Source organism: Amycolatopsis sp. lyj-23 (genome assembly GCF_046549135.1).
In the GTDB taxonomy this organism is placed as follows: domain Bacteria; phylum Actinomycetota; class Actinomycetes; order Mycobacteriales; family Pseudonocardiaceae; genus Amycolatopsis.
Genome location: NZ_JAJPWN010000003.1, coordinates 251,739 through 277,489, shown reverse-complemented (window position 1 = coordinate 277,489; position 25,751 = coordinate 251,739). Strand labels below are relative to the sequence as shown.

The 25,751-nt window shown below is 70.7% G+C and carries 27 protein-coding genes, 1 tRNA gene and 1 pseudogene; 16 read left to right on the top strand and 13 right to left on the bottom strand.

The features are described from left to right. Positions 1–28 precede the first annotated feature (28 nt). Positions 29–784: a decaprenylphospho-beta-D-erythro-pentofuranosid-2-ulose 2-reductase gene (locus ACLJPY_RS07410; RefSeq protein ID WP_410587264.1), complete on the bottom strand. Its 756-nt coding sequence runs from the start codon at positions 782–784 to the stop codon at positions 29–31. Further along, the gene (locus tag ACLJPY_RS07405; protein WP_410587615.1) at positions 781–2,115 is read right to left on the bottom strand and encodes an FAD-binding protein; all 1,335 of its coding nucleotides are present in this window, start codon (positions 2,113–2,115) and stop codon (positions 781–783) included. The genes ACLJPY_RS07410 and ACLJPY_RS07405 overlap by 4 nt, the downstream gene beginning before the upstream one ends. Before the next feature lie 161 nt (positions 2,116–2,276). On the opposite strand from ACLJPY_RS07405, the gene ACLJPY_RS07400 reads away from it, so the two are divergent. Both ACLJPY_RS07400 and ACLJPY_RS07395 read left to right on the top strand, forming a co-directional pair. Continuing rightward, positions 2,277–2,744 carry a GtrA family protein gene (locus ACLJPY_RS07400; protein WP_410587263.1) on the top strand — a complete coding sequence of 156 codons (468 nt, stop codon included), beginning with the start codon at positions 2,277–2,279 and terminating at the stop codon, positions 2,742–2,744. Between the two features lie 6 nt (positions 2,745–2,750). Continuing rightward, positions 2,751–4,670, top strand: coding sequence for a glycosyltransferase (locus ACLJPY_RS07395; protein ID WP_410587262.1), 1,920 nt, complete (start codon positions 2,751–2,753; stop codon positions 4,668–4,670). A 53-nt stretch (positions 4,671–4,723) separates the two neighbouring features. On the opposite strand, the gene ACLJPY_RS07390 is transcribed toward ACLJPY_RS07395, so the two are convergent. Next, complete coding sequence (locus tag ACLJPY_RS07390; protein ID WP_410587261.1) at positions 4,724–4,969, bottom strand: hypothetical protein; 246 nt, start codon at positions 4,967–4,969, stop codon at positions 4,724–4,726. Between the two features lie 117 nt (positions 4,970–5,086). Here ACLJPY_RS07390 and ACLJPY_RS07385 point away from each other — a divergent pair, with 117 nt between their 5' ends. The 4 genes from ACLJPY_RS07385 (at position 5,087) to ACLJPY_RS07370 (ending at position 8,513) form a co-directional block, all read left to right on the top strand. Continuing rightward, a complete protein-coding gene (locus tag ACLJPY_RS07385) occupies positions 5,087–5,845 on the top strand; it encodes an ESX secretion-associated protein EspG (RefSeq protein ID WP_410587260.1) in 759 nt (252 codons plus the stop codon). 128 nt (positions 5,846–5,973) lie between these two features. Next, entirely contained in the window at positions 5,974–6,417 is a 444-nt protein-coding gene (locus tag ACLJPY_RS07380; RefSeq protein ID WP_410587259.1) for a hypothetical protein, read from the top strand. Between the two features lie 3 nt (positions 6,418–6,420). Then, positions 6,421–6,996, top strand: coding sequence for a DUF3558 domain-containing protein (locus tag ACLJPY_RS07375; protein ID WP_410587258.1), 576 nt, complete (start codon positions 6,421–6,423; stop codon positions 6,994–6,996). Positions 6,997–7,007: 11 nt separating this feature from the next. Next, complete coding sequence (locus ACLJPY_RS07370) at positions 7,008–8,513, top strand: hypothetical protein (RefSeq protein ID WP_410587257.1); 1,506 nt, start codon at positions 7,008–7,010, stop codon at positions 8,511–8,513. Positions 8,514–8,549: 36 nt separating this feature from the next. Here ACLJPY_RS07370 and ACLJPY_RS07365 read toward each other — a convergent pair whose 3' ends face one another. From ACLJPY_RS07365 to ACLJPY_RS07355, 3 genes are read right to left on the bottom strand one after another with little or no spacing between them, the layout of a single operon-like run. Continuing rightward, a complete protein-coding gene (locus tag ACLJPY_RS07365) occupies positions 8,550–9,458 on the bottom strand; it encodes a glycosyltransferase (RefSeq protein WP_410587256.1) in 909 nt (302 codons plus the stop codon). Then, positions 9,458–10,273 (bottom strand): ABC transporter ATP-binding protein, encoded by an 816-nt coding sequence (locus tag ACLJPY_RS07360; RefSeq protein ID WP_410562388.1) that lies wholly within the window; start codon positions 10,271–10,273, stop codon positions 9,458–9,460. The genes ACLJPY_RS07365 and ACLJPY_RS07360 overlap by 1 nt, the downstream gene beginning before the upstream one ends. A 3-nt stretch (positions 10,274–10,276) precedes the next feature. Continuing rightward, on the bottom strand, positions 10,277–11,227 hold the full coding sequence (locus ACLJPY_RS07355) for an ABC transporter permease (RefSeq protein ID WP_410587255.1): 951 nt from the start codon (positions 11,225–11,227) through the stop codon (positions 10,277–10,279). Between the two features lie 144 nt (positions 11,228–11,371). Here ACLJPY_RS07355 and ACLJPY_RS07350 point away from each other — a divergent pair, with 144 nt between their 5' ends. Genes ACLJPY_RS07350 through pseI form a run of 4 tightly spaced genes read left to right on the top strand, consistent with a single transcriptional unit; the run spans position 11,372 to position 13,998 of the window. Further along, entirely contained in the window at positions 11,372–11,998 is a 627-nt protein-coding gene (locus ACLJPY_RS07350) for a hypothetical protein (RefSeq protein WP_410587614.1), read from the top strand. A gap of 30 nt (positions 11,999–12,028) precedes the next feature. Further along, complete coding sequence (locus ACLJPY_RS07345) at positions 12,029–12,463, top strand: hypothetical protein (RefSeq protein WP_410587254.1); 435 nt, start codon at positions 12,029–12,031, stop codon at positions 12,461–12,463. A gap of 1 nt (position 12,464) precedes the next feature. Continuing rightward, complete coding sequence (locus ACLJPY_RS07340) at positions 12,465–12,917, top strand: GNAT family N-acetyltransferase (protein ID WP_410587253.1); 453 nt, start codon at positions 12,465–12,467, stop codon at positions 12,915–12,917. Positions 12,918–12,945: 28 nt separating this feature from the next. Continuing rightward, on the top strand, positions 12,946–13,998 hold the full coding sequence (gene pseI, locus ACLJPY_RS07335; protein WP_410587252.1) for a pseudaminic acid synthase: 1,053 nt from the start codon (positions 12,946–12,948) through the stop codon (positions 13,996–13,998). Here pseI and pseC read toward each other — a convergent pair. Both pseC and pseB read right to left on the bottom strand, forming a co-directional pair. Continuing rightward, positions 13,995–15,125: a UDP-4-amino-4,6-dideoxy-N-acetyl-beta-L-altrosamine transaminase gene (gene pseC / locus ACLJPY_RS07330; protein WP_410587251.1), complete on the bottom strand. Its 1,131-nt coding sequence runs from the start codon at positions 15,123–15,125 to the stop codon at positions 13,995–13,997. The two genes, pseI and pseC, sit on opposite strands and share 4 nt — an antisense overlap. Beyond that, positions 15,118–16,101, bottom strand: coding sequence for a UDP-N-acetylglucosamine 4,6-dehydratase (inverting) (gene pseB, locus ACLJPY_RS07325; RefSeq protein ID WP_410587250.1), 984 nt, complete (start codon positions 16,099–16,101; stop codon positions 15,118–15,120). Before pseB ends, pseC begins: the two co-directional genes overlap by 8 nt. A gap of 41 nt (positions 16,102–16,142) precedes the next feature. On the opposite strand from pseB, the gene ACLJPY_RS07320 reads away from it, so the two are divergent. Together ACLJPY_RS07320 and ACLJPY_RS07315 are read left to right on the top strand one after the other, a co-directional pair. Next, entirely contained in the window at positions 16,143–16,889 is a 747-nt protein-coding gene (locus ACLJPY_RS07320) for a cytidylyltransferase domain-containing protein (RefSeq protein WP_410587249.1), read from the top strand. Beyond that, the gene (locus ACLJPY_RS07315; RefSeq protein ID WP_410587248.1) at positions 16,886–17,854 is read left to right on the top strand and encodes a spore coat protein; all 969 of its coding nucleotides are present in this window, start codon (positions 16,886–16,888) and stop codon (positions 17,852–17,854) included. The genes ACLJPY_RS07320 and ACLJPY_RS07315 overlap by 4 nt, the downstream gene beginning before the upstream one ends. Positions 17,855–17,904: 50 nt before the next feature. Here the strand turns inward: ACLJPY_RS07315 and ACLJPY_RS07310 are convergent, their stop codons facing one another. Beyond that, complete coding sequence (locus ACLJPY_RS07310; protein WP_410587247.1) at positions 17,905–18,474, bottom strand: bacterial proteasome activator family protein; 570 nt, start codon at positions 18,472–18,474, stop codon at positions 17,905–17,907. Positions 18,475–18,608: 134 nt separating this feature from the next. Between ACLJPY_RS07310 and ACLJPY_RS07305 the strand changes: the two genes are divergently transcribed. After that, complete coding sequence (locus ACLJPY_RS07305; protein WP_410587246.1) at positions 18,609–19,808, top strand: cysteine desulfurase-like protein; 1,200 nt, start codon at positions 18,609–18,611, stop codon at positions 19,806–19,808. Here ACLJPY_RS07305 and ACLJPY_RS07300 read toward each other — a convergent pair. Beyond that, the gene (locus ACLJPY_RS07300; protein ID WP_410587245.1) at positions 19,805–20,782 is read right to left on the bottom strand and encodes an NAD(P)H-quinone oxidoreductase; all 978 of its coding nucleotides are present in this window, start codon (positions 20,780–20,782) and stop codon (positions 19,805–19,807) included. The genes ACLJPY_RS07305 and ACLJPY_RS07300 overlap by 4 nt on opposite strands. 81 nt (positions 20,783–20,863) lie before the next feature. Between ACLJPY_RS07300 and ACLJPY_RS07295 the strand changes: the two genes are divergently transcribed. Then, the gene (locus ACLJPY_RS07295) at positions 20,864–22,405 is read left to right on the top strand and encodes a M28 family metallopeptidase (RefSeq protein ID WP_410587244.1); all 1,542 of its coding nucleotides are present in this window, start codon (positions 20,864–20,866) and stop codon (positions 22,403–22,405) included. Between the two features lie 68 nt (positions 22,406–22,473). Here ACLJPY_RS07295 and ACLJPY_RS07290 read toward each other — a convergent pair whose 3' ends face one another. After that, the gene (locus ACLJPY_RS07290; RefSeq protein ID WP_410587243.1) at positions 22,474–23,403 is read right to left on the bottom strand and encodes a neutral zinc metallopeptidase; all 930 of its coding nucleotides are present in this window, start codon (positions 23,401–23,403) and stop codon (positions 22,474–22,476) included. A gap of 598 nt (positions 23,404–24,001) precedes the next feature. On the opposite strand from ACLJPY_RS07290, the gene ACLJPY_RS07285 reads away from it, so the two are divergent. Then, positions 24,002–24,475: a MarR family winged helix-turn-helix transcriptional regulator gene (locus ACLJPY_RS07285; RefSeq protein ID WP_410587242.1), complete on the top strand. Its 474-nt coding sequence runs from the start codon at positions 24,002–24,004 to the stop codon at positions 24,473–24,475. A 39-nt stretch (positions 24,476–24,514) separates the two neighbouring features. On the opposite strand, the gene ACLJPY_RS07280 is transcribed toward ACLJPY_RS07285, so the two are convergent. Together ACLJPY_RS07280 and ACLJPY_RS07275 are read right to left on the bottom strand one after the other, a co-directional pair. Beyond that, a tRNA-Ser gene (locus ACLJPY_RS07280) sits at positions 24,515–24,601 on the bottom strand. A 110-nt stretch (positions 24,602–24,711) separates the two neighbouring features. Further along, positions 24,712–25,551, bottom strand: a complete 840-nt coding sequence (locus ACLJPY_RS07275; RefSeq protein WP_410587241.1) for a patatin-like phospholipase family protein — start codon at positions 25,549–25,551, stop codon at positions 24,712–24,714. Between ACLJPY_RS07275 and ACLJPY_RS07270 the strand changes: the two are divergent. Beyond that, positions 25,536–25,700, top strand: a pseudogene (locus ACLJPY_RS07270) (hypothetical protein); the annotation flags it as partial. The gene ACLJPY_RS07275 and the pseudogene ACLJPY_RS07270 sit on opposite strands and share 16 nt — an antisense overlap. Positions 25,701–25,751 lie beyond the last annotated feature (51 nt).

Here is a 25,751-nt window from a genome sequence, read left to right as displayed (position 1 = left end):
CGGTCCGGGCCTTCGACCAGGCCAGAAATCAGATCGGGAGCTTGCGGAAGATCGGCCGCGGGACGTGCCGCAGGGCCGACATCACCAGGCGGAACTGCGCCGGCGCCCACACCAGGTCCTTGCCCGCGCGGGCCGCGCTCACCGCGATGTCCGCGACCTGCGAAGCCGTCTGCGCCAGCGGGGCGTCCTTCAGCCCCTCGGTCATCTTCGTCTTGACGTGCCCCGGGCGGACCACCGTCACCTTGACCCCGAACGGCGCCAGCGCCTCGCCGAGGCCAAGGTAGAAGCCGTCGAAGCCGGCCTTCGTCGAGCCGTACACGAAGTTGGAGCGGCGGACCCGCTCGCCCGCCACCGACGACAGCGCGATCACCGTGCCGTGGCCCTGGGCCTTGAGCTTTTCCGACAGCGCGACCCCGACCGACACCGCCGCCGTGTAGTTCACCGTGGCCAGTTCGACCGCCTTCGCGTGGTCCTGCCAGACCTCCTCCGGGTCGCCGAGCAGGCCGAACGCCACCACCGCGACGTCGATGTCGCCGCCCTCGAACGCCTTGGCCAGCACAGCCGGGTGCGAGGTCGTGTCCGCAGCGTCGAAGTCCACCGTGGACACCTCGGCGCCGCGGTCCTTCAGGCGCTGCGCCGCCGCGTCGAGGCGGGGTGACGGCCGGGCGGCCAGCACCACGCGCAGCGGCTTCTCGGCCAGGTACTTCTCGGCGATCGCCAGTGCGATGTCGGACGTGCCGCCGAGCAGGAGCAGGGACTGGGGGTTGCCCACCGCGTCGATCACAGTTCGAGCCTCCGGCTCATGTCAGAGGCGAAAACGCCTTCGGGGTCAATGGACGCGCGCACCTTGCGCCACTCTTCGAGCCGCGGGTACATCTTCGCGAACGTCTCGGGCGAGGTGCGCGAGTCCTTCGCCGTGTACAGCCGGCCGCCCAGCGCCAGGACGTCTTCGTCGAGCTCCTGGCAGAACCGGCTCAGGCCGTCCTTGATCGGGAAGTCGACGCAGACCATCCAGCCCGGGTGCGGGAACGACAGCGGCGCCGCGTTGCCCTCGCCCATGCGCTTGAAGACGTTGAGGAAGGACACGTGCCCCGACTCGGCGATCTTCTCGACGATCTTGCGCAGCGGCTCGTGCGCGTTCAGCGGCGTCGAGAACTGGTACTGCAGGAAACCCTTCGAGCCGTAGGCCCGGTTCCACTCGCCGAACATGTCGAGCGGGTGGTAGAACGCCGTCAGGTTCTGGATCACGCCGCGGGCGGCCTTCGGCGTCTTGCGGTAGTACAGCTCGCCGATGGCGCCGAACGTCAGCTTGTTGGCCAGGCCGTTCGGGAAGACGTCCGGCAGCGTCGCCAGCTGCGGGGCGTCGAACTTGAGCGGGTTCGCGCGCAGCTTCGGCGGCAGTTCGTCCAGCTTGGCCAGCGAGCCGCGGCCGAACGCGGCGCGGCCCAGCTTCGAGCCGGTGGAGATCGTGTCGAACCACGCCGACGAGTACGTGTAGTTGTCGTCGGAGCCGTTGCTGACCAGCTCGAGCGTCTCGTCGAGGTTGTTCGTGCGCTCGTTGTCCGCGATGAAGTACGCGGTCTCCGTCTTCGTCATCCGGATCTTCGCCCGGACGATGATGCCGGTCAGGCCGATGCCGGCCACGGTCGCCCAGAACAGCTCGGCGTCCGGGCCCTCCGGCGTCAGCGTGCGGACCTGCCCGTCGGCGGTGATCAGGTCCATCGACACGACGTGGTTGCCGAAGCTGCCCGCGCTGTGGTGGTTCTTGCCGTGGATGTCGTTGGCGATGGCGCCGCCGATCGTCACCTGGCGCGTGCCGGGCAGCACCGGGACCCACAGGCCGTACGGCAGCGCCTCGCGCATCAGCTGGTCGAGGCTCACGCCGGCGTCGACGTCGACGAGCGCGGAGTCCGGGTCGATCGAGTGGATCCGGTTCAGCGCCGTCATGTCGACGACCAGGCCGCCGGCGTTCTGCGCCGAGTCGCCGTAGGACCGGCCGAGGCCGCGGGCGATCACGCCGCGTGCACCCGCTTGGACGACGGCCCGTGCGATCTCTTCCACGTCGGCGGTGGTCAGCACGTCGGCCGTGGTCGGTGCGGTCCGCGCCCAGCCCATGAGCGTGCGACGCTGTGTGTTGGGTACGTGGGTCACTCGACCAGGGTAGCCACGCCGTTGACCGCCCGAGACGTGACCCTGAAGTGCTCATCTCTACACTTTGCGCATCAAGGCACAAGCGCCCGCGCGGGTGACCATGACTCAGGTGACGAGGTAAAGCAGTGGTGGCGACCGATCCGCAAGCCGAGGTGACGGCGGCGCAGTCCTCTCCCGGACTGCTGGGCCAGCTCATCCGCTTCGCCCTGATCGGGGGCTTCTGCGCCCTCGTCGACCTGGGCACCTACACGTTGCTGACCCAGGTGGCCGGGATGGCCACCTCACCGTGGGTCGACATCGCCCGCGCTATCTCTTTCATCGTGGGCACGACCACGGCGTTCTTCCTGAACCGGAAGTTCACCTTCGCCGGTGGGCGCCGCGACGGGAAGGCGCAGGTCGGCTCGTTCGTCCTGCTCTACACCGTGACGTTCTTCGTCGCGGTCGGGGTGAACCAGCTCATGCTGCAGGTGCTGCCGGAGTCCGCGTGGCAGCACACGCTCTGCTGGGCCGTGTCGCAGGCCACGGCCACCGTGATCAACTTCGTCATGCTCAAGTGGGTCGTGTTCCGCGAGCCGTCGACCAAGGAGAACTGAGGAACCATGCCCGGTAAGACAGCTACCCCGGCGCCGACCACCGAAGCCGGCGCGGCCGCCGAGACGCGGTTCACCGAGCACACTCCGCAGGGCCGCCTGACGGCGCAGCGCGGGCTCTACGCCGGTCCGGCGCCGATCGTCAGCAAGGACCTGTACGCCGAGCTCGAGTGGGGCTCCGCCGTGCGGGAACGCGCGTCGATCAGCCTCGAGCCCGCTTCCAAGGTGTCGGGCAACACGTACTTCGGCCGGTTCCCGGCCAGCTACTGGCAGCGCTGGACGACGGTGACCGAGGTCTCGGTCGAGGCGGTCGTCACCGGCACCGGCCTGCTGTCGATGGGCGCCTCGGACGTCGAGGGCGAGCCCCGCGTGGTGGCCGCCGAGCAGGTCAAGGACGCCAAGCAGGCGAAGGTGTCGCTGACCGGCAAGCTCGACAAGTTCTACGACGGCGGCGCGCTCTGGCTCGACCTCGAGACCGAGGGCGGCCAGACGCTGCGCGTCGAGCAGGTCCGCTGGACGGTCGACGCACCGGAGAAGATCCGCCCGACCGCGGTGACCATCTGCACGATGAACCGCGCGGACGACTGCCTCAAGAACCTGCAGGCCCTCGCCGCGGACGTCTCCTCGCTGGAGACCCTGGACGCGATCTACGTCGCCGACCAGGGCACCGACCTCGTCGAGTCCCGCGACGGCTTCGAGCAGGTCGCCAAGGACCTCGCCGACAAGCTGCACTACATCAAGCAGCCGAACCTCGGCGGCGCCGGCGGCTTCACCCGCGGCCTCTTCGAGGTGGCCGGGCACACCGCGACCGAGCACGCGAACGTCCTGTTCATGGACGACGACGTCCTGCTCGAGCCGGACCTGGTGATCCGGATGACGGCGTTCTCGAACCGCGCCGCCAACCCGATCATCGTCGGCGGCCAGATGCTCAACCTGTTCCACCCGAACCAGCTGCACGTCGGCGCCGAGTACGCCCGCCTCAACACCCTCGAGCCCGGCCAGCCGGTGGAGCACTCGCTGTCCACCGCCGACCTGCTCGGCGTGGACGAGGAGACGCTGAAGCCGAACCGCCAGGAGCGCCGCCTCGACGCCGGGTACAACGGCTGGTGGTCGTGCCTGATCCCGTACGAGGTCGTCCAGGCCACCGGCTACCCGCTGCCGTTCTTCTTCCAGTGGGACGACGCCGAGTACTCCTACCGGGCCCGCGCGCACGGCTTCCCGACCGTCACCCTGCCGGGCGCGGGCGTGTGGCACGCGGACTTCCACATGAAGGACTGGGACGAGTGGCACCGGTACTTCAACCTGCGCAACTCGATCATCACCGCGGCGCTGCACTCGCCGTTCAACCTCAACCTGCTCTCGCGCGTGCTCATCGCGCAGCTGGTCCGCTACCTGCTGGGCATGCAGTACGGCCTGTCGGCGACGCTGATCAAGGCCGTCGAGGACTTCCTGAAGGGCCCGGAAGTCCTGCGTGACGGCGGGGTCGAGGCGATGAAGGAGATCCGCCGCATCCGCGACGACTACCCGGAGACCAAGCGCCACAAGGCGACCGACGTCCCGGGCATCGCGTCCAACGACATCGGCATCATCAACAGCGCGCCGCGGCCCAGCATGCAGCGCCTGGTGCTGATCAAGCGGGTGCTCGACCGGGTGCTCGGCCGCAGCCGCTTCGGGCTCGGCGCGGTGCCGATCGACGAGGCCAACTGGTGGCACATCGCGCTGTTCGACACGGCCGTCGTCACCGACGCGAGCCAGGAGGGCGTCCGCGTCCGGTCCTACGACCGGGTGAAGATGTTCGCGCTGGCCAAGCAGGGCGCGCGGGTCATCCAGCGGCTGCGCAAGGAAGGCGCGGCGGTGCAGGAGCAGTACAAGCGGGCCATGCCGGAGCTCACCTCGCGCGAGAACTGGAAGCGCCTGTACAAGCTCTGACGCTCTTCGCGCGAAGGCCGTCTCACGCACGCCGTGAGGCGGCCTTCGCCGTCTCAGGCGTGCAGGCCGAAGACCTTGCTCTTGCGGGTGAGGTCGTCGATGTACGCGGCGGCGACGTGCGCGAAGTTGACCGCGACCACCGAGTCGTCCTTGGTGGTCACCGTTTCGACGGCGCCGGACTTCACGAGCTGGGTGAGCCTGCCGGCCAGCTTTCCGGATTCTTCGGTGGTCAAGGCGAACAACAGCGGTTCGCCGCCGGTGGCGAGGTGCAGGACGAGGGCGGGTTTCGAGTCGGCCATGCGTCCATCGGACCAGCGGCGATCTTCACCGGGCAAGCGGGTTCGCTGAGGGCGGAGCAGCCGGGTGGACTACCGTTTTCGCGTAGGCCGGACTCATCCGCGGGGGGTTGGAAGCGAATGCCGCACTCGTTCTCGCTGTCGCTGGCGGCGGTGGACATCCTGCTCGAACAGCTCGGGCTGGGCCGCGCGCCGACGCCGTTCGAGGTCCCGCACGTCGGCACGACCGTCGAGCAGCGCGCGATGATCCGCGACGCCGTGGTCCGCGACCTGACCGGCCGCGGCCTGTGGAGCCGCGGCCGCCTCGACCCGGACGCCGAGCTGGCGCTGGCCACGTTCGTCCGCGGCGGCGTGACCGTCAACGCGGCCGCCGAGCTGGGCGACCGCCACCTGTTCGCCCGCGTCGCCTCCGACGGCCAGTTCGCGGTCCTCGCCCGCCAGGACGAGAACCTGATCGTCTTCGAGGAGGTCCGCCCCACGGGCATCGTCCCGGCGATCGTCGACCTCCTCCCGCTGACCCCGGCGGCACCCGGCCAGTCGGTGACGATTTCCCGCCCGGCCCCGCAGCCCCGCCAGCGCCGCGACGACGCGTACGACCCGTTCGCCGGCGTCACCGGCCCACGTTCCCAAAGCGGCGGCGGCCCCCAGCTGCGCATGATCGAGCGCGTGTTCCAGGAACCGAAGAAGCGCATCGGCCAGTTCACCGCCCAGACCCGCGGCGGCACGTACCCACCCCTGGCCTGGTTCGACACCCCGAGCGGCCGCTGGCTGATGTCATCCCGGGAAGCGGCGGACGGCCAGCGCTGGATCACCTACGCCCCGGCCGACAACGCCCGGCTGGCCCAGCAGCTGTACGCGCAGCTCGAAGGGCAGTTCTGAGCGTCCCGGAACCGGCGAGGGGGCCGGTGCGTCCGAAGTGAAGATCTGTGAAGAGCGGTTGCGCTGGGTGCCCGGCTAGTAGACTCCCGGGTGGACACGCACGGGCGAAGCGATTTCGGGGAGCTGCGATGTTGATTGCCGACGGCGGTGGCGGATCGATGTCGGACATCGTCAACCCGTTCTCCTCCGGCGCCATGGGCGCTGCCGTGAAGGCGGCGACGGCGGAGACGCAGAAGCTGCTGGCCGCGGCGAACACCGGCGGCTTCACGATCTCGCCCGAAGGGGTCGCGCCGATCAAGAAGGCACTGGCCGACTTGATCAACGACCTCACCATCAAAGGGGACTCCATCTACACCCTCAACCAGTCACCGCAGCTGGGGAACCACCCCTACGGGCACACCGTCGCGGCGCACGACCACAAAGGTGCGGCGCAGGTCGAGGGGTCCGCGAGCATGGCTCTCGAAGAGCTCAAGAACCTGGCCGAGCAGGCGGGCAAAGCGCTCGATCTCGCCGTCGCGAAGTACAACGAGTCCGACAACGCCGCCTTCGACGCCTTGAAGTACAAGCACTAGGGAATGATGAAACTCCTCGTCCGGGCCTTCCTGCCCCTCGCCGCCGGTGCCGTCCTGCTGACCGGTTGCACGACCACCCAGCCGGGAACCGCCTCGCCGGCCGGCTCGGAGTCTGCAGCGCCTTCGAGCGGGAGTTCGAGCTCGGCCGACCCGGGCGGTGCTTCCACCACCTCGCTGCAGCCGTGCACCTTGCTGACACCGGCTGACATCAGCGGCTACGCCTCCTCGTTCGAGCCCGCCGACGAGCAGAAGCTCGGGGGTGCCCGGGTCTGCCGGTACCAGCACAAGATCACCGATCCGAGCGAAGAGGCCATGGTCCTCAGCGTCGCCATCCGCGACACCGCCCCGCTCGACTCCGTCAACGACACGGGCAACGGGGTCAAGGACCTGCAGGTGAACGGCCGTGCCGCCAAGGAGGCGTCGAGTGACGCGCCGCTGGGCTGCACCGTCGCCCTCGGGGTGGGGGACAAGGCGCGGGTGGACGTGAACGCGACCGGCCTCAAGACCGTGGCCAAGGCCTGCCAGCTCGCCGAGGACATGGCCAACAAGATCGTCGAGCCGAAACTGCCCAAGGCGTAAGGGGAGTTCAAATGAGCACGCCACAGAGCCGGCCGCCCAAGACCGCGGACAAGTCGCCGCAGGAAGTGCAGAACATGGCGCCCGCGGATCGGGACGCCTACCTGCAGCGGAAGGCCGAGGAGGGCGTCGACCCGGGCAACTGGCTGTTCGGGTGGGTCCAGGACTACCTGGCGCGCGCCCAGGCGAAGAGCCAGTCGCAGCAGATGGGCGCCAAGAACGTCAAGGACGCCACCCAGGGCCGTGACGTCGAGTACGTGCCGGGCCTGCACGCACCGAACGCCGACTACAAGGGCAACGACCACACCCAGCTGCAGGCGTACCTCCAGAACAACCTCGACGTCGACCAGGTGTCCCAGGTCTCGACCGCCTACCACGACGTGCACCAGATCTTCGACAAGTTCGCGCAGTCGATGACCACCGCCGTCAACGCGTCCAAGGGCACCTGGGAAGGCAGCGCGGCCGAGAACGCGCAGCAGTACTTCACCAGCCTGAGCAAGTGGTCCGACGCCAACTCCCAGAACGCGAAGCTGGCCTCGGAGACCATCTACCAGCAGGGCCAGGCCGCGGCCACGGCGAAGAACTCCATGCCGGCGCCCATCCCGTTCAGCTGGACCGACGAGTTCAAGGGCTGGGTCACCTCCAACCCGCTCAACCTGGCCGACAACGTCGAGAAGTCCATCCAAAAGCAGAAGGACAGCCAGGCCGCGCACGACGAGGCCGCCGGCGTCATGGCGACCTACGACAAGAACCTCTACGAGGCCGCCTCCAAGCAGCCCGCCTTCGCGCCGCCGCCCAGCTTCAGCACCGGCGGGGGCAGCGATGACCCCGGCGGCACCGGCGACAAGAACGGCATCAACACGCCCTCCGGCGTGAACCCGCCGGGCGCCGGCTCGGTACACCTGCCCGGGGGGAGCGCGAGCACGCAGGGCTTCCTGTCCGGCAACCCCTCCGGACCGCTCGGCGGGCCGGCCGGGCACACCGTTCCCGGACCCGGTTCGACCACCGGGTCGGGGTTCGTGCCCGCGGGTACCACCACGCCGTCCGGCTTCACGCCCGGCGCGCTCCCGGCGGCGTCGACCTCGAACAACCCGAACCAGCAGTTCGGCGGGATGCCGCCGATGAGCCCGATGCCGATGGGCGGCATGAACTTCGGCGGCGACGAGGCCTACAACTCCAAGGTCGGTGGCGGTGCCGGCGGCCGCGGTGGCGGCGGCTTCGGCCCCGGCGGCTCGGGTGCGGCCGGCGGCGCGACGGGCGCGGGCGCCGCGTCCGGTGCGGCCCGGCCGGGCGGGATCGGGGCCGCGGAAGCGGCCGCGGGACGCGGGATGGGCGGCCTCGGCTCGGGTGCCGCCGGTCGCGGTGGCATGAACCCCGGCGGTGGCGGCCTGGGCCGCGGCCAGAAGGGTGAAGGCGACGAGGACACCGAACACTCGCGCCCGACCTACCTGGTCGAGGGCGACCCCGACGAGGTGTTCGGCACCGACCTGCGCACGGCGCCGCCGGTCATCGGCGAATAAGGCGAACGGAAAAGGGGCCCCCGCGGGGGCCCCTTTTCAGTAGCGGTAGAACTTCTCGGCGCGGCCCTGGCGCACCAGCTTCAGCCACTGCAGGAACGCCTTCGGATCCCGCTTCACGCCCACGAAGTACAGCCCGAACCGGACGATCTCCAGCGCACCGATCTTCCGCATCCCCGGCTGCGACAGCAGGTAGCCGCGGTTGCGGTAGGTGTAGTAGCGCTTGACCTCGTTTTCCGGGTCCTGCGCGTGGAACTTGCCGCCCAGCATCGGCTTGAACTCGTCGGAGCCGTCCGGATGCAGGTACTTCGTCTTCAGCGACGTGCCGAACGGCAGGCCCGAGCGGACCAGCCGCCGGTGCAGCTCGACCTCGTCGCCGCGGAAGAACAGCCGCAGGTCCGGCACGCCGACGACGTCCAAAGTGGACGCCCGGAAGAGCGCGCCGTTCATCAGGGACGCGATGCCGGGCAGGAAGTCCGCGCCCAGCTCGGACTGCGACCGCTTCCAGGTCAGGCCGCGGCGCAGCGGGAACGCCAGCTTGTCCGGGGCGTCGATGTTCGACACCACCGGCGAAATCTCCGCCAGGCCCCGCTTTTCCGCTTCCTCGAGCAGCGTGGCGAGCACGTTCTCGTCGGCCGGGCGCCCGTCGTCGTCCGCCAGCCAGATCCAGTCGGCGCCCAGTGACAGCGCGTGCAGCATGCCGAGTGCGAACCCGCCGGCGCCGCCGAGGTTCCGGTGCGACGGCAGGTACGTGTGCGGCAGCGGGTAGTTCTCGACGACTTCGCGCGCCGAGTCGTCCGGCCCGTTGTCCACGACGACCAGGTGGTCGACCGGCCGGGTCTGGGCCGCGATGACCTTGAGCGAGTCCGCGAGCAGCTCGCGCCGGTGCCGCGTGACGACCACGCCGACGACGGCGCCCTCGGGCAGCTGCGGAGTCTCGCTCGCCATCATTCCCCGCCGTTCGTCGTCGCCACCGGCTCGATGCCGAAGCGCTCCAAGGTTTCCTGGCTCATGTTCTCGAAGGGGTCACGCCCCTTGTACGACGTGAGGACGTCCCGCAGCGAACCCTGTTGCTTGAGGTGCCCCTCGTCCATCCAGATGGCCGAATCGCACAGCTCGAACAGGAATTCGTCGGAGTGGCTGGCGAAGACCAGGATGCCGGAGCGCTTGACGAGGTCCTTGAGGCGGTCGCGGGCCTTGTTGAGGAACGCCGCGTCGACCGCGCCGATGCCCTCGTCGAGGATCAGGATCTCGGGGTCGATCGAGGTGACGACGCCGAGCGCGAGCCGCACCCGCATACCCGTCGAGTACGTCCGCAGCGGCATCTGCAGGTAGTCGCCGAGCTCGGTGAACTCGGCGATGTCGTCGACCCGCTTCTCCATCTCCTTGGCGGTCATGCCGAGGAAGAGACCGCGGATGATGATGTTCTCGACGCCCGAGATCTCCGGGTCCATGCCGATGCCGAGGTCGAACACCGGCGCGATCTTGCCGTTGATCCGCGACGAACCGCGGGTCGGCTCGTAGATCCCGGCGAGCAGGCGCAGCAGCGTGGACTTGCCGGCGCCGTTGTGCCCGACCAGGCCGACGCGGTCGCCTTCACGCAGGTTGAGCGTGACGTCGTGCAGGGCTTCGATGATCGGCACCTTCGTGTCGGTGCCGATCTTGCCGCCGACCTTGCCGAGCACCTTCTTCTTCATCGACCGCGTCTTCGCGTCGAAGATCGGGAAGTCGACGAACGCGTTGTGGACGTCAATGGAGACCATGTGTCACACCCAATAGGAGACGCGGGCACGGTAGTTGCGCATCGCGACCAGCGCGAGAGCCCAACCGATGACGGTGATGGCGCCGACCACGATCCAGTTCTCCGGCGAGAACTCCTGGCCCAGCAGCGGCGCCCGGACCACCTGCATGAAGTGGTAGAGCGGGTTGGCCTTGACGATCGGCAGGATCCAGGAGACGCCCTCCCGGGCCCCGCCGGACATCAGCTGGTCCACCGGCCAGACGATCGGCGTGCCGTAGAACAGCAGCTGGATCAGCGAGTTGACGACCTGCGGGATGTCGCGGAAGCGGGTCGAGATGATGCCGAACAGCAGCGTCACCCAGCCGGCGTTCAGCGCCAGCAGCGCGAAACCGGGGATGGCCAGCAGGATGGTCCAGCTGAGGCCCGGGTGGCAGATGTGGTCGGGGATGCACGCGCCGTTGCCCAGCAGCGAGTACTTCTTGTCGAGCGCGCTGAAGAAGATCGCCAGCACGGCCACGTAGACGATCATGTTGTGGGCCAGCATCAGCGTCTGCCGCCACACCGTGCGCAGCATGTAGACGCTCAGCGGCGCCGGGAGCTGCTTGATCAGCCCCTCGTTCGTGATGAACGTCTCCATGCCCTCGGACAGGCAGCCGCTGATGAAGCCCCAGATGATGAAGCCGGTGGAGATGTAGGGCAGGAACACCTCGACGGGCAGCTTGAACAGCTGCGAGTACAGCAGCCCGAGCCCGAGCGCGAGGACGGCCTGGCTGATGGTGATCCAGAAGGGACCGATCACCGAGCGGCGGTAGCGCTGCTTGATGTCCTGCCAGCCGAGGTGACCCCAGAGCTCGCGGGCGCGGAAACCGGCCTTGATGTCGGCGAAGGCACGCGCGAACGTCTTGCTGTCCGACGTCGGCGGAGCCGACGTCGCTACGGGGGAGTCCGCGGCCTGAACCGTGCTGGTGGCATGCACGTGGACGAGGGTACCGATGGGGTGCGCGGCGCCCGGGCCACCCCGCCGGTGTGGTAGTGCCCGTGGACCGCTAGACGCCGGGCCGGATCACCCGTCCTGGTACTTTCTCCGCTTATGACTGCTGCTCTCGACGCGGCGAGCCTGATGGTCAACCTGCTCGCGGCCTACGCCGACCGGCCGGACCCCCGTTCGGTGGCGGTCGTCGGAAACCAGCCGCTCCCGCCCGACCCCCAGCGGGCGAAGGCGATCGACACGTGCGACCTCGTGATCCGCGTCAACGGCTTCGTCGTCGACGAGCCCGGTGAGGAGATCGTCGGCTCCCGGACCCACGTCGTGGTGTTCAACCGGGCGATCCGGGCCACCAGGCACGTCTTCCAGGACTACCGCAACCGGCTTTACCTGCTGGTCGAGCCGGGCCGGATGCACTGGGAGCCGGAGGACCTGCCGGGCTGGTGGCCCGTCGACCTCGGCGCGGTCCCGGTGCCGAACCGCGAGGTCGTGCTGCCGCTGTCGGACGCGCTCGGCCTGCCGACCCGCACCGAGCCGACGTGGTCGACCACCGGCACGCTGGCCGCCTGGATCGCGCGGACGTCGTTCCCGACCGCGCACCTCGTGCTGACCGGGTTCTCGTTCATCGACGACCCCGACCAGACCTCCTGGGAGCACGCCGCGGGCGACTCCTGCATCGTCGGGCCCGAGCACCAGATCGCCAACGAGGGGCGGCTGCTGGACTCCTGGACCAAGACCGGCGACACGACCCTCCTACGCTAGGCGCACGTCCCACCCACGCGAAGGATCACCATGGCAGTGCAGAAACTCGGCAGAGGCCTGATCGACCGGATCGTCAAGGTCATCGACTTCCGGGTCGAGGACCAAACCCGCGGGCTCGTCTCGCGCGTCACCGAACTCGAGCACGCCACCGCCGACCACCGGCGCCGGCTGGACAACGCCGAGCACGGCCTCGAGCAGGCCCGCGGCGACCTGCGCTGGACCCGTGCGGAGCTCGACCGCCTGATCCCGCACGTGGCGGCGCAGGAAGGCCGGCTGGAGACGCTGCGCGAGTCGATGTCGCTGGTCCCGAACGGCGACACGACGCAGGTCGCCGAGGCGCGCACGCTGATCGAGGAGATCCAGCGCCAGCACGCGCAGATCCGCGTCCGGCTGGCGGGCATCTCCCGCTACGAGGACCGGCTGCGCCGCCTCGAAGACCAGGCCCAGCAGTCCGTCGCCCGGTAACTTGCGCGCCCGGGAGGCCACCGAGGCGGACGCCGAGCTGCTGCTGGGCTGGCGCAACGACCCCCGGACCCGGCAGGCGTCCCGGTCGACGACGGTCGTCGCCCTGGACGAGCACCTCGCCTGGCTGCGCGGGGTCCTCGCGGATCCGGGCCGGCTGCTGCTCGTCGTCGACCACGAGGACGAGCCGGTCGGCACCGTGCGGTTCGACCGGCGCGACGACCACGGCTGGGAGGTCAGCATCACCGTGGCTCCCGGGCACCGCGGCCGGGGCCTGGCCGGTGCCGTGCTCGCCGAGGGCGAGCGGGCGGCCCGGGACCGCCTCGGCGTGCGGGTCGTGCTGGCCGCCGTGCACCAGGACAACGCGGCTTCGGCGAGGTTGTTCGACGGGGCCGGGTACGTCGAAGCCGCGCCTGCCGTCGGCGGCTTCCGGCACCTGCGCAAGACTCTGCAGTGACCCGAACCGTCCACCCCGGGGAGGCACCATGACCGCAGACATCCGCATCGGCGCGCACGAGGTCGGCCCCGGCCACCCGCCGTTCGTGATCGCCGAGATGTCCGGCAACCACAACGGCGACCTCGACCGCGCGCTCGCCATCGTCGACGCGATCGCCGAAACCGGCGCACACGCGGTCAAGCTGCAGACCTACCGCCCCGACACGATCACCATCGACGTCGACACCCCGGCGTTCCGCATCGGCGACTCGCACGAGCTGTGGGGCGGCGAGAACCTGTACAAACTGTACGAAAAGGCGCACACGCCGTGGGAGTGGCACGCGCCGCTGTTCGAGCGCGCGCGGGCCCGCGGCCTGGAAATCTTCTCCAGCCCGTTCGACCCGACGGCCGTCGAGCTGCTGGAGTCACTGGACGCGCCGGCGTACAAGATCGCGTCGTCGGAGATCGTCGACCTGCCGCTGATCGAGCTGTGCGCGCGCACCGGCAAGCCGCTGGTCATCTCCACCGGCATGGCGAACGTCGCGGAGATCGACGCGGCCGTGCGCACCGCCCGCGAAGCGGGCAACGACCAGCTGATCGTGCTCGGCTGCACGGCGAGCTACCCGGCGTCGCCGCGCGAGAGCAACCTGCGCGGCCTGCCGCTGCTGGCCGGCCTGACGCAGTCGCTGGTGGGGCTCTCCGACCACACCCCGGGCATCGGCGCGCCGGTCGCCGCGGTCGCGCTGGGCGCGGTGGCGATCGAAAAGCACGTCACGCTGGCCCGCGCGGACGGCGGCGTCGACTCGGAGTTCTCGCTGGAGCCCGCCGAGCTGGCCGCCCTGGTCGAGGAGACGCACCGGGCGTGGGAGGCCCTCGGCGAGCCCGTGCTGGGCCCGCGCGAGAGCGAGAAGGAGGGCCTGCGGCTGCGCCGGTCCCTCTACGTCGTCGAGGACGTCCGCGCCGGTGACGAGGTCACCGCGGCGAACGTCCGGTCGATCCGGCCCGCGGGCGGCCTCGCCCCGGCCGAGATCACCACGGTCGTGGGGCGCACCTTCCGCGTCGACGCCGCGAAGGGCACGCCCCTGACCTGGGACCTGCTCTAGAAGAACGCGCGCACGGCGTCGACCACGCGGTCGACGTCGGCGTCCGTCAGCGACGGGAACAGCGGCAGCGACAGCTCCTGCTCGTAGTACGCCTCGGCGTTCGGGCAGAGGCCGCGCCGGTAGCCGAGGTCCTCGAACACCGGGTGCCAGTAGGCCGGGATGTAGTTCACCTGGACGCCGATGCCGGTGCCGCGCAGGTGCTCGAACAGCGCCTTGCGGCGGCCTTCGAGCACGCGCAGCGGGTAGAGGTGCCACACCGGATCGGCGCCCGGGCGGCTCGGCGGCGTCGCCACGCCGTCGACGTCGGCGAAGGCCGCGGTGTACCGGGCGTGGATCTCGGCGCGGCGCTTCTTGAACTCCGCGAGCCGGGTGAGCTGGCTGGACCCGAGCGCGCAGAGGACGTCCGGCAGGCGGTAGTTCAGGCCGAACTCGTGGACTTCCTGGTGCCAGCCGCCTTCGTCCGGGTACCGCTGCTCGGCGCGGTCGCGGACCAGGCCGTGGTTGCGGAACCCGCGCGCCCGGTGCAGGAGGTGCTCACTGGGCGTGACGACGGCGCCGCCTTCGGCCGTGGTGAGGTTCTTGGTCGGGAAGAACGAGAACGTCGTCAGATCGGCGATCGAGCCCACCGGACGGCCCTGCCAGGACCCGCCGACCGAGTGCGCCGCGTCCTCCAGGAGCAGCGCGCCCGCGTTGCGGGCGAGTTCTCCCAGCGCGTCCAGTTCGGCGGGGTGGCCGGCGTAGTCGACGGCCGCGACGACCTTCGTGCGCTCGGTCACCGCGGCGGCCGCCGCGTCGACGGCGAGGTTGCCGGTGTCCGGCTCGACGTCGGCGAAGACGACCTTCGCGCCGTGCAGGGCGGCCGTTGCGGCGGTCGCCACGAAGGTCATCGGCGAGGTGACGACCTCGTCACCCGGCCCGATCCCGGCCGCCGCGTAGGCGACGTGCAGCGCCGCTGTGCCCGACGTGACGGCGACCGCGGGTGTCCCGCCGGTGTGCGCCGCCAGGTCGGCCTCGAACTGCTGGACGGCGGGCCCGGTGGTCAGCCAGTCGCCGCGCAGGACGTCGACGACGGCCTGGATGTCGGCTTCGCTGATCGACTGGCGGCCGTACGGGAGGAACTCACCCATGCTGCTCGACCAGTTCGCGCAGCTCTTCGGGGTTGAGCCACAGGTCGTTCGTGTCCGAGCGGTAGGCGAAGCCCTCCGGCATCGGCGTGCCGCCTTCGGGCTCCTGGTACCCCCAGCCGGCGAGGTGCGGCTGGACGACGTACCGGTCCTCGAGCTTGACCGTCCGGCGCGCGTCGTCAGGGGCGATCATCTCCTCGTGCAGCTTCTCGCCCGGGCGGATGCCGACCTCGTGCATCTCGCTGCCCGGCGCGATGGCCTGGGCCAGGTCGACCAGCCGCATGCTCGGGATCCGCGGCACGTAGAGCTCGCCGCCGTGCATCTGGTCGAACGAGTCGACGACGAACCGCACGGCCTGCGGGAGCGTGATCCAGAACCGGGTCATCTCCTTGTGCGTGATCGGCAGCGACTCGCCCTGCGCGGCGAGCTTGCGGAAGAACGGGATGACGCTGCCGCGCGAGCCCATCACGTTGCCGTAGCGAACCACGGAGAAGCGCGTCACGTGCGCGGCCGCGTAGTGGTTGCCGCTGATGAACATCCGGTCGGCGCACAGCTTCGTCGCGCCGTAGAGGTTGATCGGGCTGGACGCCTTGTCGGTCGAGAGCGCGACGACCTTCTTGACGCCGGTGTCGATCGCCGCCTCGATCACGTTCTGCGAGCCGACGACGTTGGTCTGGACGAACTCGAACGGGTTGTACTCGCCGGTGTCGACCTGCTTGAGCGCCGCGGCGTGCACGACGTAGTCGACGCCGTGCATGGCGCGCTCGAGCCGGCGGCGGTCGCGGATGTCGCCGATGAACCAGCGCAGGCGCGGATCGTCGTCGAACAGCTGCCGGGCTTCGTACTGCTTCAGCTCGTCGCGGGAGAGCACGACCAGCCGGCTCGGGTTCAGTTCGGCGAGCGCGTGCGCGATGAACGCCTTGCCGAAGGAACCGGTCCCGCCGGTGAGCAGGATGCTGGAGCCATCCAGCTCGGACATCGTTGACCTCCGCGTTTCGGGGACTGTGACCGTCGGCCATCATGTCACCCATGCGTGCAGCACCCGTGGTCAACGCCGTCATCCAGGCCCGGTCGAGCTCGACCAGGCTGCCCGGCAAGGTGCTGCGCCCGCTCGGCGGCCGCAGCGTGCTGGGCTGGGTCGTCCGGGCCGCGGCGGCCGCTCCCGGCGTCGACCGGGTGGTGGTCGCGACCTCCGCGGACCCCTCCGACGACGAGGTCGCGGCCGAAGCCGCTCGCTGCGGCGCCGCCGTGGTCCGCGGCCCGCTCGACGACGTGCTCGAACGGTTCGCGGTGGCGCTGCGGGAGCACCCCGCGGACGCCGTGGTCCGGCTCACCGCCGACTGCCCGCTGCTCGACCCGGCGCTGATCGGCCAGCTCGCCGCGCTGTGGCGCGCTCAGCCGTCCCTCGACTACGTGAGCACGACGCTCGTCCGGACGCTGCCGCGCGGCTTCGACGCCGAGCTGGTGCGCGCCGAAGTCCTGCGCGAGCAGGTTTCGGCCGCCACCGGAGCGGACCGTGAGCACGTCACCTCGGGCGTCTACGCGCAGCCCACGCGCTATTCGTGCGCCGGGGTGGTGGTGAGCCCGGCCGCCGAAGACCTGCGGGTGACGCTCGACACCGCCGAGGACTGGGCGCTGATCGCCGCGCTCGTGGCCGAGCTGGGCGACCGCGTCGGCGATTGGCGGGCGGTGGTCGCGCTGCTGCGTTCCCGGCCGGACCTGGTGGCGCTGAACGCGCACGTCGAGCAGAAGGAGGTCGGCCGGTGAGGCTGCTGCTGCGCGCGGACTCGTCGGCGTCGATCGGCGCCGGGCACATCGCGCGGATGGTCGCCTACGCCGAGCGGGCGGTGGCCCGCGGTTGGTCCGTGGCGTTTTCCGGCCGTGTCGACAACGCCGAATGGCTGGCGGCGCGCTTCGGCGAACTGGGCGTGACGCGGCTCGACACGTTCGACGCCTCAGGGTTCGACGCCTCGGGGTTCGACGCGGTGATCGTCGACCACTACGGCCTGGGTGACGTGCGCAAGGAGGTCAACGCGGCCGGCGCGCTGCTCGTCTCCATCGAGGACGACGTGTTCGGGCGCCGTCCGGCGGACATCGTGGTGGACGCGGGCTTCGCGCCGGGCCCGCGTCCGGACGACGGCTCGGACGTCCTGCTCCGGGGCATCGAGTACGCGCCGCTTCGCGACGTCGTGCGCCGGACGCGCCGGGTGCGTTCCGGCCCGCCGCTGCACGTCACCGTGGTGCTGGGCGGCGGCGCCGAGTGGGCGGAGACGGTCGGGTTGCTGCTTCGCGCGCTTCGCGACACGGAACTGCCCTTCGTCGCGGACGCGCTGGTGCGCGGCGAGCCCGAACTGCCGGCCTTGCCGCCGGACCAGTCGATCCGGGTCGCGGCGCCCAGTCCCGCGCTGCCGGAGCTGCTGGCGACCACGGACGTCGCCGTCAGCGCGGCCGGGGTGACGTTCACCGAGCTGTGCTGCCTCGGTGTCCCGACGGCGGCGGTCCGGCTGGTGGACAACCAGGACACGATCTACCGCGCCGCCCTCGACCTCGGCCTCGCGGCCGGCCTCGGTCCGGCGGAGACCCTGGCCGCCCGCCTGCCGTCGGTGACGGCGGTGCTGCGCTCGCTGCTGTCGGACGCCCGGCTCCGCGAGTCGCTGTCCGCGACCGCCTCCGCCACGGTGGACGGCCGCGGCGTCGACCGCGTCCTGGACTGCCTGGCCGCCCGCCGCTGAGTTGTCCACAGGCGTTGTCCACAGGCCCTCCGGTCTGTGGACAACTGCCGTCAGAGGTACTGGCCCGTGCCCGAAATGCCCGGTCCGTGCTCGTGGCCGGGCCCGGGCATGCCCGACGGACCGGCCGGCAGGCCGCGGCGCATCTGCTCCAGCTGCACCCGCGCCGCCATCTGCTGGGCGAACAGGGCCGTCTGGATCCCGCTGAACAGGCCCTCCAGCCAGCCGACGAGCTGGGCCTGGGCGATCCGCAGTTCGGCGTCCGACGGCGTCGAGTCGTCGGTGAACGGGCGCACCAGGCGCTCCAGCTCGTGCTGCAGCTCCGGGGCCAACGCCTTCTCCAGCTCGCGGATCGACGTCTGGTGGATCTCGCGCACCCGCGTGCGGGAGGCGTCGTCCAGCGGGGCCGCGCGGACCTCCTCCAGCAGCTGCTTGATCATGGTCCCGATGCGCATCACCTTCGCCGGCTCTTCGACGAGGTCGCCGACCGACTCGGGGTGTTCTTCGGCCGGCAGCTCGGCCGCGCCGACCGGCGTGCCGTCCGGTCCGACGACCACCACGTGGGGTGAAGATTCCTGGCCCGGGTCACCCGCGGTGAAGTTCGGCTCGGTCATGTGCTCCATCCTGGCTTGCGTTCGCCACGCTCCGCGACACCCACGGGGTGTCCGTCTCCGAGCGTAGCGGCTCCGGGGGTTCCCGGTGGCTCTCCACCCAACCCCGGACGCACGGCGAAACCGCACGTCCGTACGGTGTCCCCATGGCGTTCGACGTCGCTCGTATCCGTGGGCTCTTTCCCGCGCTGGGTGACGGCTGGATTCACTTCGACGGCGCCGCCGGAATGCTGGTCCCGGAACAGGTCGCTTCGGCCGTTTCCACGGCGATGCGCGCCCCGGTGTCCGGGCCGGGCGGAGCGTTTCCGGCCTCACAACGCGCGGAAAGCATCGTGACCGCGGCCCGCCGGGCCGTGGCCGACCTGGTCGGGGCCGACCCGGCTGCCGTCGTGCTCGGACCGAGCGCGCCGGTGATGCTGCGCCGGCTCGTCGACGCGCTCGCCGAGCGCTGGACCATCGGCGACGAACTCGTCGTGTCCCGGCTCGACGAGCAGGCGAACCTGGCGCCCTGGCAGCGCGCCGCCAAGCGCGTCGGCGCCGTCGTGCGCTGGGGCGAGATCGACATCGAGACCTGCGAGCTGCCCGCGTGGCAGTACGAGCAGCTCGTGTCCGCGCGCACCAAGGCCGTCGCCGTCACGCTCGCGTCCGGTTCCGTCGGGACGCGGCCGGACGTGCCGACGATCATCGAGTTCGCCAAGCGGGTCGGCGCGCTCGTCGTCGTCGACGCCACCTACGCCGCACCCTTCCTGCCGCTCGACATCAACGCGCTCGGCGCCGACGTCATGGTGGTGTCCGCGCAGGCCTGGGGCGGTCCCTCGGTGGGCGCGCTGGTCTTCCGCGACCCGGAGATGATCGAGCGGATCCCGTCGGCCTCGCTCGACCCGACGGCCCGCGGCGCCGCCCGGCTGGAGCTCGGCCCGCACGCCTACCCACTGCTGGCCGGGCTGATCGCGTCGATCGACTACCTCGCCGGCCTCGACGACGCCGCCGCCGGCTCGCGGCGCGAGCGGCTGGTCACCTCGCTCGGGTCGGCGAAGTCCTACCACGCCGGGCTGCTCGCGCAGCTGTCCACGGAACTGCTGTCGCTGCGGCACATCATGGTCATCGGCAACGCCATGCGGCGGATCCCGGCGCTCGCCTTCGCCGTGGCCGGCAAGAAGGCGCCCGAGGTCGCCGAATACCTGGCGAAGCAGGGTCTGTGCGCCTTCGCCGACGACGGCACGAGCGGCGTCTTCGCGTCACTCGGCGTCGGAGAAGTGGGCGGCGCCGTGCGGATCGGGCTCGCCCACTACTCCAACGTCTTCGAGATCAACCAGCTGGTGCGGGTCCTCGACGAGCTCCGTTAAGACTTCGCCGCGAGCAGGACCTTGCCGAACACGCTGCCCTCTTCCAGGACGCGGTGCCCGGTCGCGGCTTCGGCCATCGGCACGACCTGGCCGACGATCGGCTTGACGAGCCCCTCGGCGACCAGCGGCCACAGGCGCTCCCGGACGTCGGCGACGATCGCCGCCTTCTGGTCGAGCGGCCGGAACCGCAGGCCGGCCGCGAACACCGAAGCCCGCTTGCCGAGCAGCGTGCCGACGTTCAGCTCGCCCTTGACCCCGCCCTGCATCCCGATGACGACCAGGCGCCCGTCCTGCTTCAGCGCGTCGACGTTCCGGCCGAGGTAGGACGCGCCCATGTTGTCGAGGATGACGTCCGCGCCGCCGGTCTCCTCGCGCAGCACCTCGACGAAGTCGGCCGACTTGTAGTTGATCGCGATGTCGGCGCCGAGCTGCTGGCAGCGTTCGAGCCGCTGCGGGGAGCCCGCGGTGACGGCGACCGTCGCGCCGAGTGCCTTGCCGACCTGGATCGCGTGCGTGCCGATGCCGCCGGCACCGCCGTGGACCAGCAGCACCTCGCCCTCGGTGAGGTTGGCGTGCATCACGACGTTCGCCCACACCGTGCAGGCCACCTCGGGCAGCGAGGCCGCGGTCAGCAGGTCGATCTCACCCGGCACCGGCAGCAGCTGCCCGGCCGGGACAACGGCCTTCTCCGCGTAACCGCCGCCGGAGAGCAGCGCGCAGACCTCGTCACCGACGTGCCAGCCCTCGACCCCCTCGCCGAGCTCCGCGATCGTGCCCGAGCATTCGAGGCCGAGCGTTTCGCTGGCTCCGGGTGGCGGCGGGTAGTGGCCCTGGCGCTGCAGCAGGTCCGCGCGGTTCACCGCGCTCGCCGCGACCTCCAGCAGCACTTCGCCGGGACCGGGCCGCGGGTCCGCGACCTCCGTCCACTCGAGAACGTCCGGGTCACCTGGTTCACGGATGGTGATCGCGTACATGCGTCGACCGTATACCGCGGCGAAAGGTCCCGCCGAAAGGCGCATTGACGGACTTCGCATATCGAACAAAGGTGAGCAACCATGTCACTCTTCCGAATGAGAACCCTGCCGCCGGTGGCGCTGGCCGCCGGCGCGATGCTGGTGCTCGGCCTGACCCCGGCCGCCGCCGCGAACACGGTCCCCGACGGTCCCGCCCTGGCGAAGCAGCTCGTCAAGAAGGTCGACGTCAACGGCGTCAACCGGCACCTGGTCGCGCTGCAGCGCATCGCCGACACGAACGGCGGGACCCGGGCGGCGAGCACCGAAGGTCACAAGAAGTCCGCCGAGTACATCGCGACGAAGCTCGAGGCGGCCGGCTACCAGGTCACCCGCCAGGAGTTCCCGTTCACCTACTCGCAGACCCTGGCCGAGAAGCTGACCGCGGGCGGCGCGAACGTCCCGGTCATCGCCATGGAGTACACGAAGTCGACGCCGGTCGGCGGCATCACCGCGCCGCTCTCGGTGGTCGCGGTCGACGACACCAGCGGCTGCGAAGCCACCGACTACACCGCGGACGTCGCGGGCAAGATCGCGCTGATCAAGCGCGGTGGCTGCTCGTTCGCGCAGAAGCAGCAGACCGCCGCGGCGGCGGGCGCGATCGGCGCGATCGTCTACAACAACACCGACGGTGACCTGAACGGGACGCTCGGCGGCCCGGAGAACGCGGCGATCCCGACCGGGGGCGTGACGGCGGCCGCGGGGGCGCAGCTGGCCACGCTCGGCGGGCAGAACGTGACGCTGGAGCTGCGGGCCTTCCAGGAGGCGCGGACCAGCTACAACGTCATCGCCGAGACCAAGACCGGGCGCAAGGACAACGTCGTGATGCTCGGGTCGCACCTCGACAGCGTCCCGGCCGGCCCGGGCATCAACGACAACGGCACCGGCTCGGCGACGCTGCTCGAGACCGCGCTGCAGCTGGGCAGCAGCCCGAAGGTCAACAACGCCGTCCGCTTCGGCTTCTGGAGCGCGGAGGAGTTCGGCCTGATCGGCTCGACCTACTACGTCGACCAGCTGAGCTTCGAGCAGCAGCTCGACATCGCGCTGTACCTGAACTTCGACATGATCGGCTCGCCGAACGCCGGCTACTTCGCCTACGACGGCGACAACTCCGACGGCGTCGGCGCGGGCCCCGGCCCGTACGGCTCGGCGCAGATCGAGAAGACCCTCGTCGACTTCATGCAGGCGGCGCGCGGGGTGTCCCTCGAGGGCACGGACTTCACCGGGCGTTCCGACTACGGCGAGTTCATCGCCGTCGGCATCCCGGCCGGCGGCCTGGACACCGGCGCCGAGGGCCTGAAGACCCCGGCGCAGGCGGCGAAGTGGGGCGGCACGGCCGGCATCGCCTACGACCCGTGCTACCACCAGGCCTGCGACAACCTGGGCAACATCGACCGGGTCGCGCTGGACCGCAACGCCGACGGCGTCGCCTGGGCGCTCGGCGTCTACGCGACGAGCACCGAGAGCGTCAACGGCGTCCAGCCGGGCAAGGCGAAGGCGGCCAAGCAGAAGGCCGTCGAGCGCAAGGCGCAGCGGAACTTCTCCGCCCGCGCCGTGGCCGGTGACCCGCACGCACTGACTGCCTGACGACAGACCGAAGGGGCCGTCCCGGCTTGCGGGGCGGCCCCTTCGTCGTGCTCGCTCAGTGCCCGGGCCTAGCCCAGGTTGCTGGTGCCGAAGGTGTCGCAGCGGGCGGGGTCGCCGGTCTGGAAGCCGGTGGTGAACCACTTCTTGCGCTGCGCGGACGTGCCGTGGGTGAACTTCGAGCGGTCGACCTGGCCGCCGCCGAGGTTCTCCTGGATGTAGTCGTCGCCGATGCGGGACGCGGTGTCCAGCGCGGAGTTGATGTCGTCCTGGGTGACGTCGGTGATCAGCGGCTTGCCGCTCTCGGTCGGCGTCGTCGAGGCGTGGTTGCCCCAGACGCCGGCGTAGCAGTCGGCCTGCAGCTCCAGGCGCACCGAACCGGACGTCGGCCCGGTGCCGGTGCCCTTCTTCGACGTGCCGAGCAGGTTCTGCACGTGGTGGCCGTACTCGTGGGCGAGCACGTACGCCTCGGTGAAGAGCCCGCCTTGGGCGCCGAAGCGGGTCTTCAGCTCGTTGAAGAAGGACAGGTCGATGTAGACGTCGGAGTCGGCCGGGCAGTAGAACGGGCCGGTGTCCGAGGTGGCGCTGCCGCAGCCGGTGCGCACGCCGCCGTTGAAGAACTTCGTCGGCGCCTTCTGGTACGTCGAGCCGGAGCGGGCGAACTGCTGCGTCCAGTAGTCCTGGACGGAGTTCACGATCGCGACGATGGCGCAGTCGTGGTTCTTGTTGGCGTCCGCGCCGGTCTTGCACTCGCTCGAAAGCTTCGAGTTGTCGACCTGCTGGCCGGACCCGACGCTGCCGAGCCCGCCGCTCAGGCCGCTGCTGCCGCCCGTGCTGACCCCGCCGAGCTGGGACAGCACGAAGTAGATGATCAGCCCCACGACACCGAGCCCGCCGCCGCCGAGCGCCACGCGGCCGCCGATCCCGCCGCCGCCTCCACCGCTTCCGCGCAGGTCCTGGACTTCGGAAGCGTCCAGACCGGCGTCGTCGTCGAATCTCACCCGCAAAATACTAACGAGCCTGGGTGCGCACGTCGCGCTGACGGGCGCACCCAGGCTGGTACCGAGGTATGTCTTCGCAGAGCGGCTGGCCGCTTCGGGGCCGGCGTTCAGGCGCTGTCGTCACGGCTTCCGAGACCGTGACCGGATCCAGGCCCGACCGACGCCGTATGCGTGATGCGCATGGAAGCCCGCTCATAGCTGTTCACGGTGAGGATTGTTCTGCCGTCGGCCGGCGCACTACTACGGAGTTACCTCGCGCTGGAGCGCGGGGCACGCCGGCCTAACCACAACAACCCTCAATCGCGACCAGCCCGGTAGATGTCCGTTCCGGTCGCGGGGACGCAGCTGGCGGTCAACCGCGAGGTTCACCCGCCACGCAACCACCTGACCTCTCCTGGCGGGGAGCCGGGCCGGCACGTCGCCGTCGCCGCGCCGTCTACCCTGACCGACGTCCGCCGACAAGCAGAATGCGCCTTTCCCCGCCGAGTCTCAACCTTTTCGTAACCCCACCTTCGGGCGATGTTGCAACGGCATTTTCACCGGCAGTCAGATCGGACTCGAAACGCGCAAACCGTTGATCAACGTTCTACGCTGCCTTATGAGCGAGGAGCGGCCTGTGCGTTGGTTGGACGATGCCGAGATGGCGGCGTGGCGCTCCTACATCGTGGCGACCCTCCTGCTGCGGCAGCGGCTGCACCGCGAGCTGACCGACGCGCACGAGGTGTCGCTGGCCGACTACGAGGTGCTCGTCTGCCTGCAGATGCAGCCGGACCGCCGGATGCGCATGTCGGAGCTGGCGATCTACATGGGATCGACGAAGAGCCGGCTTTCGCACCAGGTGGCCAAGCTGGAGGACGCCGGCCTGGTCCGGCGGGCGCGCGACCACGAGGACAAGCGCGGCGTGATCACGGAGCTGACCGAGCAGGGCGAAGCGCTGCTGGAGAAAGCCGCGCCGACGCACGTCGAAGGCGTCCGCGAGCACCTCATCGACCTGCTGAGCCCCGAGGAGCAGGCGACGATCGCCGCGGCGTTCGAGCGGGTGCAGGCGCACCTGCTGACGCCGGAAAGCTGAACCGGGCGCGCTGAGCTTCAGCGCGCCCGGGCTTCAGTGCGGTAGCGGTGGGATTCGAACCCACGGAGAGGTTGCCCCCTCGCATGTTTTCAAGACATGTTCCTTCGGCCGCTCGGACACGCTACCCCTGACCACGAGGGTAGCCGACGCCTTCCGGGGCGACCTGGGCCCCGCCGGGACTGTTCCCGGTCCGAGGAGGAGCCGAGGCCCGCAGGCGGGAGGCGCCGGCCGCCCGCTCAGGTCCAGGTCAGCGTGAGCGCCGCCCCCTGCGCGCGGCCCGCCTCGGCGGCCGGGGTGCGTTTCGCCGGGTCCAGCGGGTTTTCGCCGATCGCCGCCTGCGAAGCCTCGTCCGGCGTGATCAGCGTGACCTCCGCGCCCGCCGCGCGCAGGTCGTCCAGCACCTGCAGCAGCGGCTTCTCCATCGGGAGGGGAGCGTCCGCACCCAGCGGCGAAACCACCGTCACGCGCTTGGCGCCGGCCGCGTAGTCGGCGTTCTCGGCCGAGCGGACGCCGCCGTCGACGTACTTGCGGCCGTCGATCGTCACCGGCGGCCAGACACCCGGGACCGCGCAGCTCGCCGCCACCGCGTCGACGAGCGGGACGCCGGACTCGCGGTCGAAGCGGCGGGGCTCGCCGGTCTCCGCGTCCACCGCCACGATCACCACGCGCTGCGCCGGCCAGTCGTGCACCGGCAGCCTCGCCTCGATCACCGCGCGCCGATCCGCCTCCGCCACCGTTTCGGTCGTGAGCGCCAGCTTCCCGACCGCCCGCCGCACCTGCGCCGGGTCGCTCGCGCCGGTGACCGCGCCGCCGAAGTCGGCGGCGAACTTCTCGAAGTCGATGTCGGCCGGGATCTCCGGCGTCTGGCGCGCCGGGTCGACCTGGCGCGCGTACAGCTCGCTCAGCGAAACCCCGCTCGCCACCTGCGCGGCCACCACCGAACCCGCCGACGTCCCGACGAGCAGGTCCGCGCCCGTCAGGTCCTGGCCGTGTTCGGCCAGCCCCGCCAGCAGCCCCGTCGTCCACGCGATCCCGGCGACCCCGCCGCCACCCAAAACCAATGCTTGTCCGCCCATGCGGGCAGCCTAGCGAGCGGGTCCGACAATTCCGGGCCGTCGCGGACTACCCTCGATGGCGGCGAGAGGGGCCGGCGATGACGGCGAAGCTCGAAGGCTTCCACCACGTCAAGTTCCCCGTGCGCGACCTGGCGCGCAGCCGCGAGTGGTACGAGCGCGTGCTCGGGCTCGAAGTCACCCACGGTTCCCCGACGACGACG

What these genes read in the sequence shown, in the direction of transcription:
- ACLJPY_RS07405 (WP_410587615.1), bottom strand. Translation starts at nt 2,115, where the DNA reads ATGGGCTGGGCGCGGACCGCACCGACCACGGCCGACGTGCTGACCACC.
- ACLJPY_RS07395 (WP_410587262.1), top strand. Translation starts at nt 2,751, where the DNA reads ATGCCCGGTAAGACAGCTACCCCGGCGCCGACCACCGAAGCCGGCGCG.
- ACLJPY_RS07390 (WP_410587261.1), bottom strand. Translation starts at nt 4,969, where the DNA reads ATGGCCGACTCGAAACCCGCCCTCGTCCTGCACCTCGCCACCGGCGGC.
- ACLJPY_RS07385 (WP_410587260.1), top strand. Translation starts at nt 5,087, where the DNA reads ATGCCGCACTCGTTCTCGCTGTCGCTGGCGGCGGTGGACATCCTGCTC.
- ACLJPY_RS07380 (WP_410587259.1), top strand. Translation starts at nt 5,974, where the DNA reads ATGTTGATTGCCGACGGCGGTGGCGGATCGATGTCGGACATCGTCAAC.
- ACLJPY_RS07375 (WP_410587258.1), top strand. Translation starts at nt 6,421, where the DNA reads ATGATGAAACTCCTCGTCCGGGCCTTCCTGCCCCTCGCCGCCGGTGCC.
- ACLJPY_RS07370 (WP_410587257.1), top strand. Translation starts at nt 7,008, where the DNA reads ATGAGCACGCCACAGAGCCGGCCGCCCAAGACCGCGGACAAGTCGCCG.
- ACLJPY_RS07365 (WP_410587256.1), bottom strand. Translation starts at nt 9,458, where the DNA reads ATGGCGAGCGAGACTCCGCAGCTGCCCGAGGGCGCCGTCGTCGGCGTG.
- ACLJPY_RS07360 (WP_410562388.1), bottom strand. Translation starts at nt 10,273, where the DNA reads ATGGTCTCCATTGACGTCCACAACGCGTTCGTCGACTTCCCGATCTTC.
- ACLJPY_RS07350 (WP_410587614.1), top strand. Translation starts at nt 11,372, where the DNA reads ATGGTCAACCTGCTCGCGGCCTACGCCGACCGGCCGGACCCCCGTTCG.
- ACLJPY_RS07345 (WP_410587254.1), top strand. Translation starts at nt 12,029, where the DNA reads ATGGCAGTGCAGAAACTCGGCAGAGGCCTGATCGACCGGATCGTCAAG.
- pseI (WP_410587252.1), top strand. Translation starts at nt 12,946, where the DNA reads ATGACCGCAGACATCCGCATCGGCGCGCACGAGGTCGGCCCCGGCCAC.
- pseC (WP_410587251.1), bottom strand. Translation starts at nt 15,125, where the DNA reads ATGGGTGAGTTCCTCCCGTACGGCCGCCAGTCGATCAGCGAAGCCGAC.
- pseB (WP_410587250.1), bottom strand. Translation starts at nt 16,101, where the DNA reads ATGTCCGAGCTGGATGGCTCCAGCATCCTGCTCACCGGCGGGACCGGT.
- ACLJPY_RS07320 (WP_410587249.1), top strand. Translation starts at nt 16,143, where the DNA reads ATGTCACCCATGCGTGCAGCACCCGTGGTCAACGCCGTCATCCAGGCC.
- ACLJPY_RS07310 (WP_410587247.1), bottom strand. Translation starts at nt 18,474, where the DNA reads ATGGAGCACATGACCGAGCCGAACTTCACCGCGGGTGACCCGGGCCAG.
- ACLJPY_RS07305 (WP_410587246.1), top strand. Translation starts at nt 18,609, where the DNA reads ATGGCGTTCGACGTCGCTCGTATCCGTGGGCTCTTTCCCGCGCTGGGT.
- ACLJPY_RS07300 (WP_410587245.1), bottom strand. Translation starts at nt 20,782, where the DNA reads ATGTACGCGATCACCATCCGTGAACCAGGTGACCCGGACGTTCTCGAG.
- ACLJPY_RS07295 (WP_410587244.1), top strand. Translation starts at nt 20,864, where the DNA reads ATGTCACTCTTCCGAATGAGAACCCTGCCGCCGGTGGCGCTGGCCGCC.
- ACLJPY_RS07285 (WP_410587242.1), top strand. Translation starts at nt 24,002, where the DNA reads ATGAGCGAGGAGCGGCCTGTGCGTTGGTTGGACGATGCCGAGATGGCG.
- ACLJPY_RS07275 (WP_410587241.1), bottom strand. Translation starts at nt 25,551, where the DNA reads ATGGGCGGACAAGCATTGGTTTTGGGTGGCGGCGGGGTCGCCGGGATC.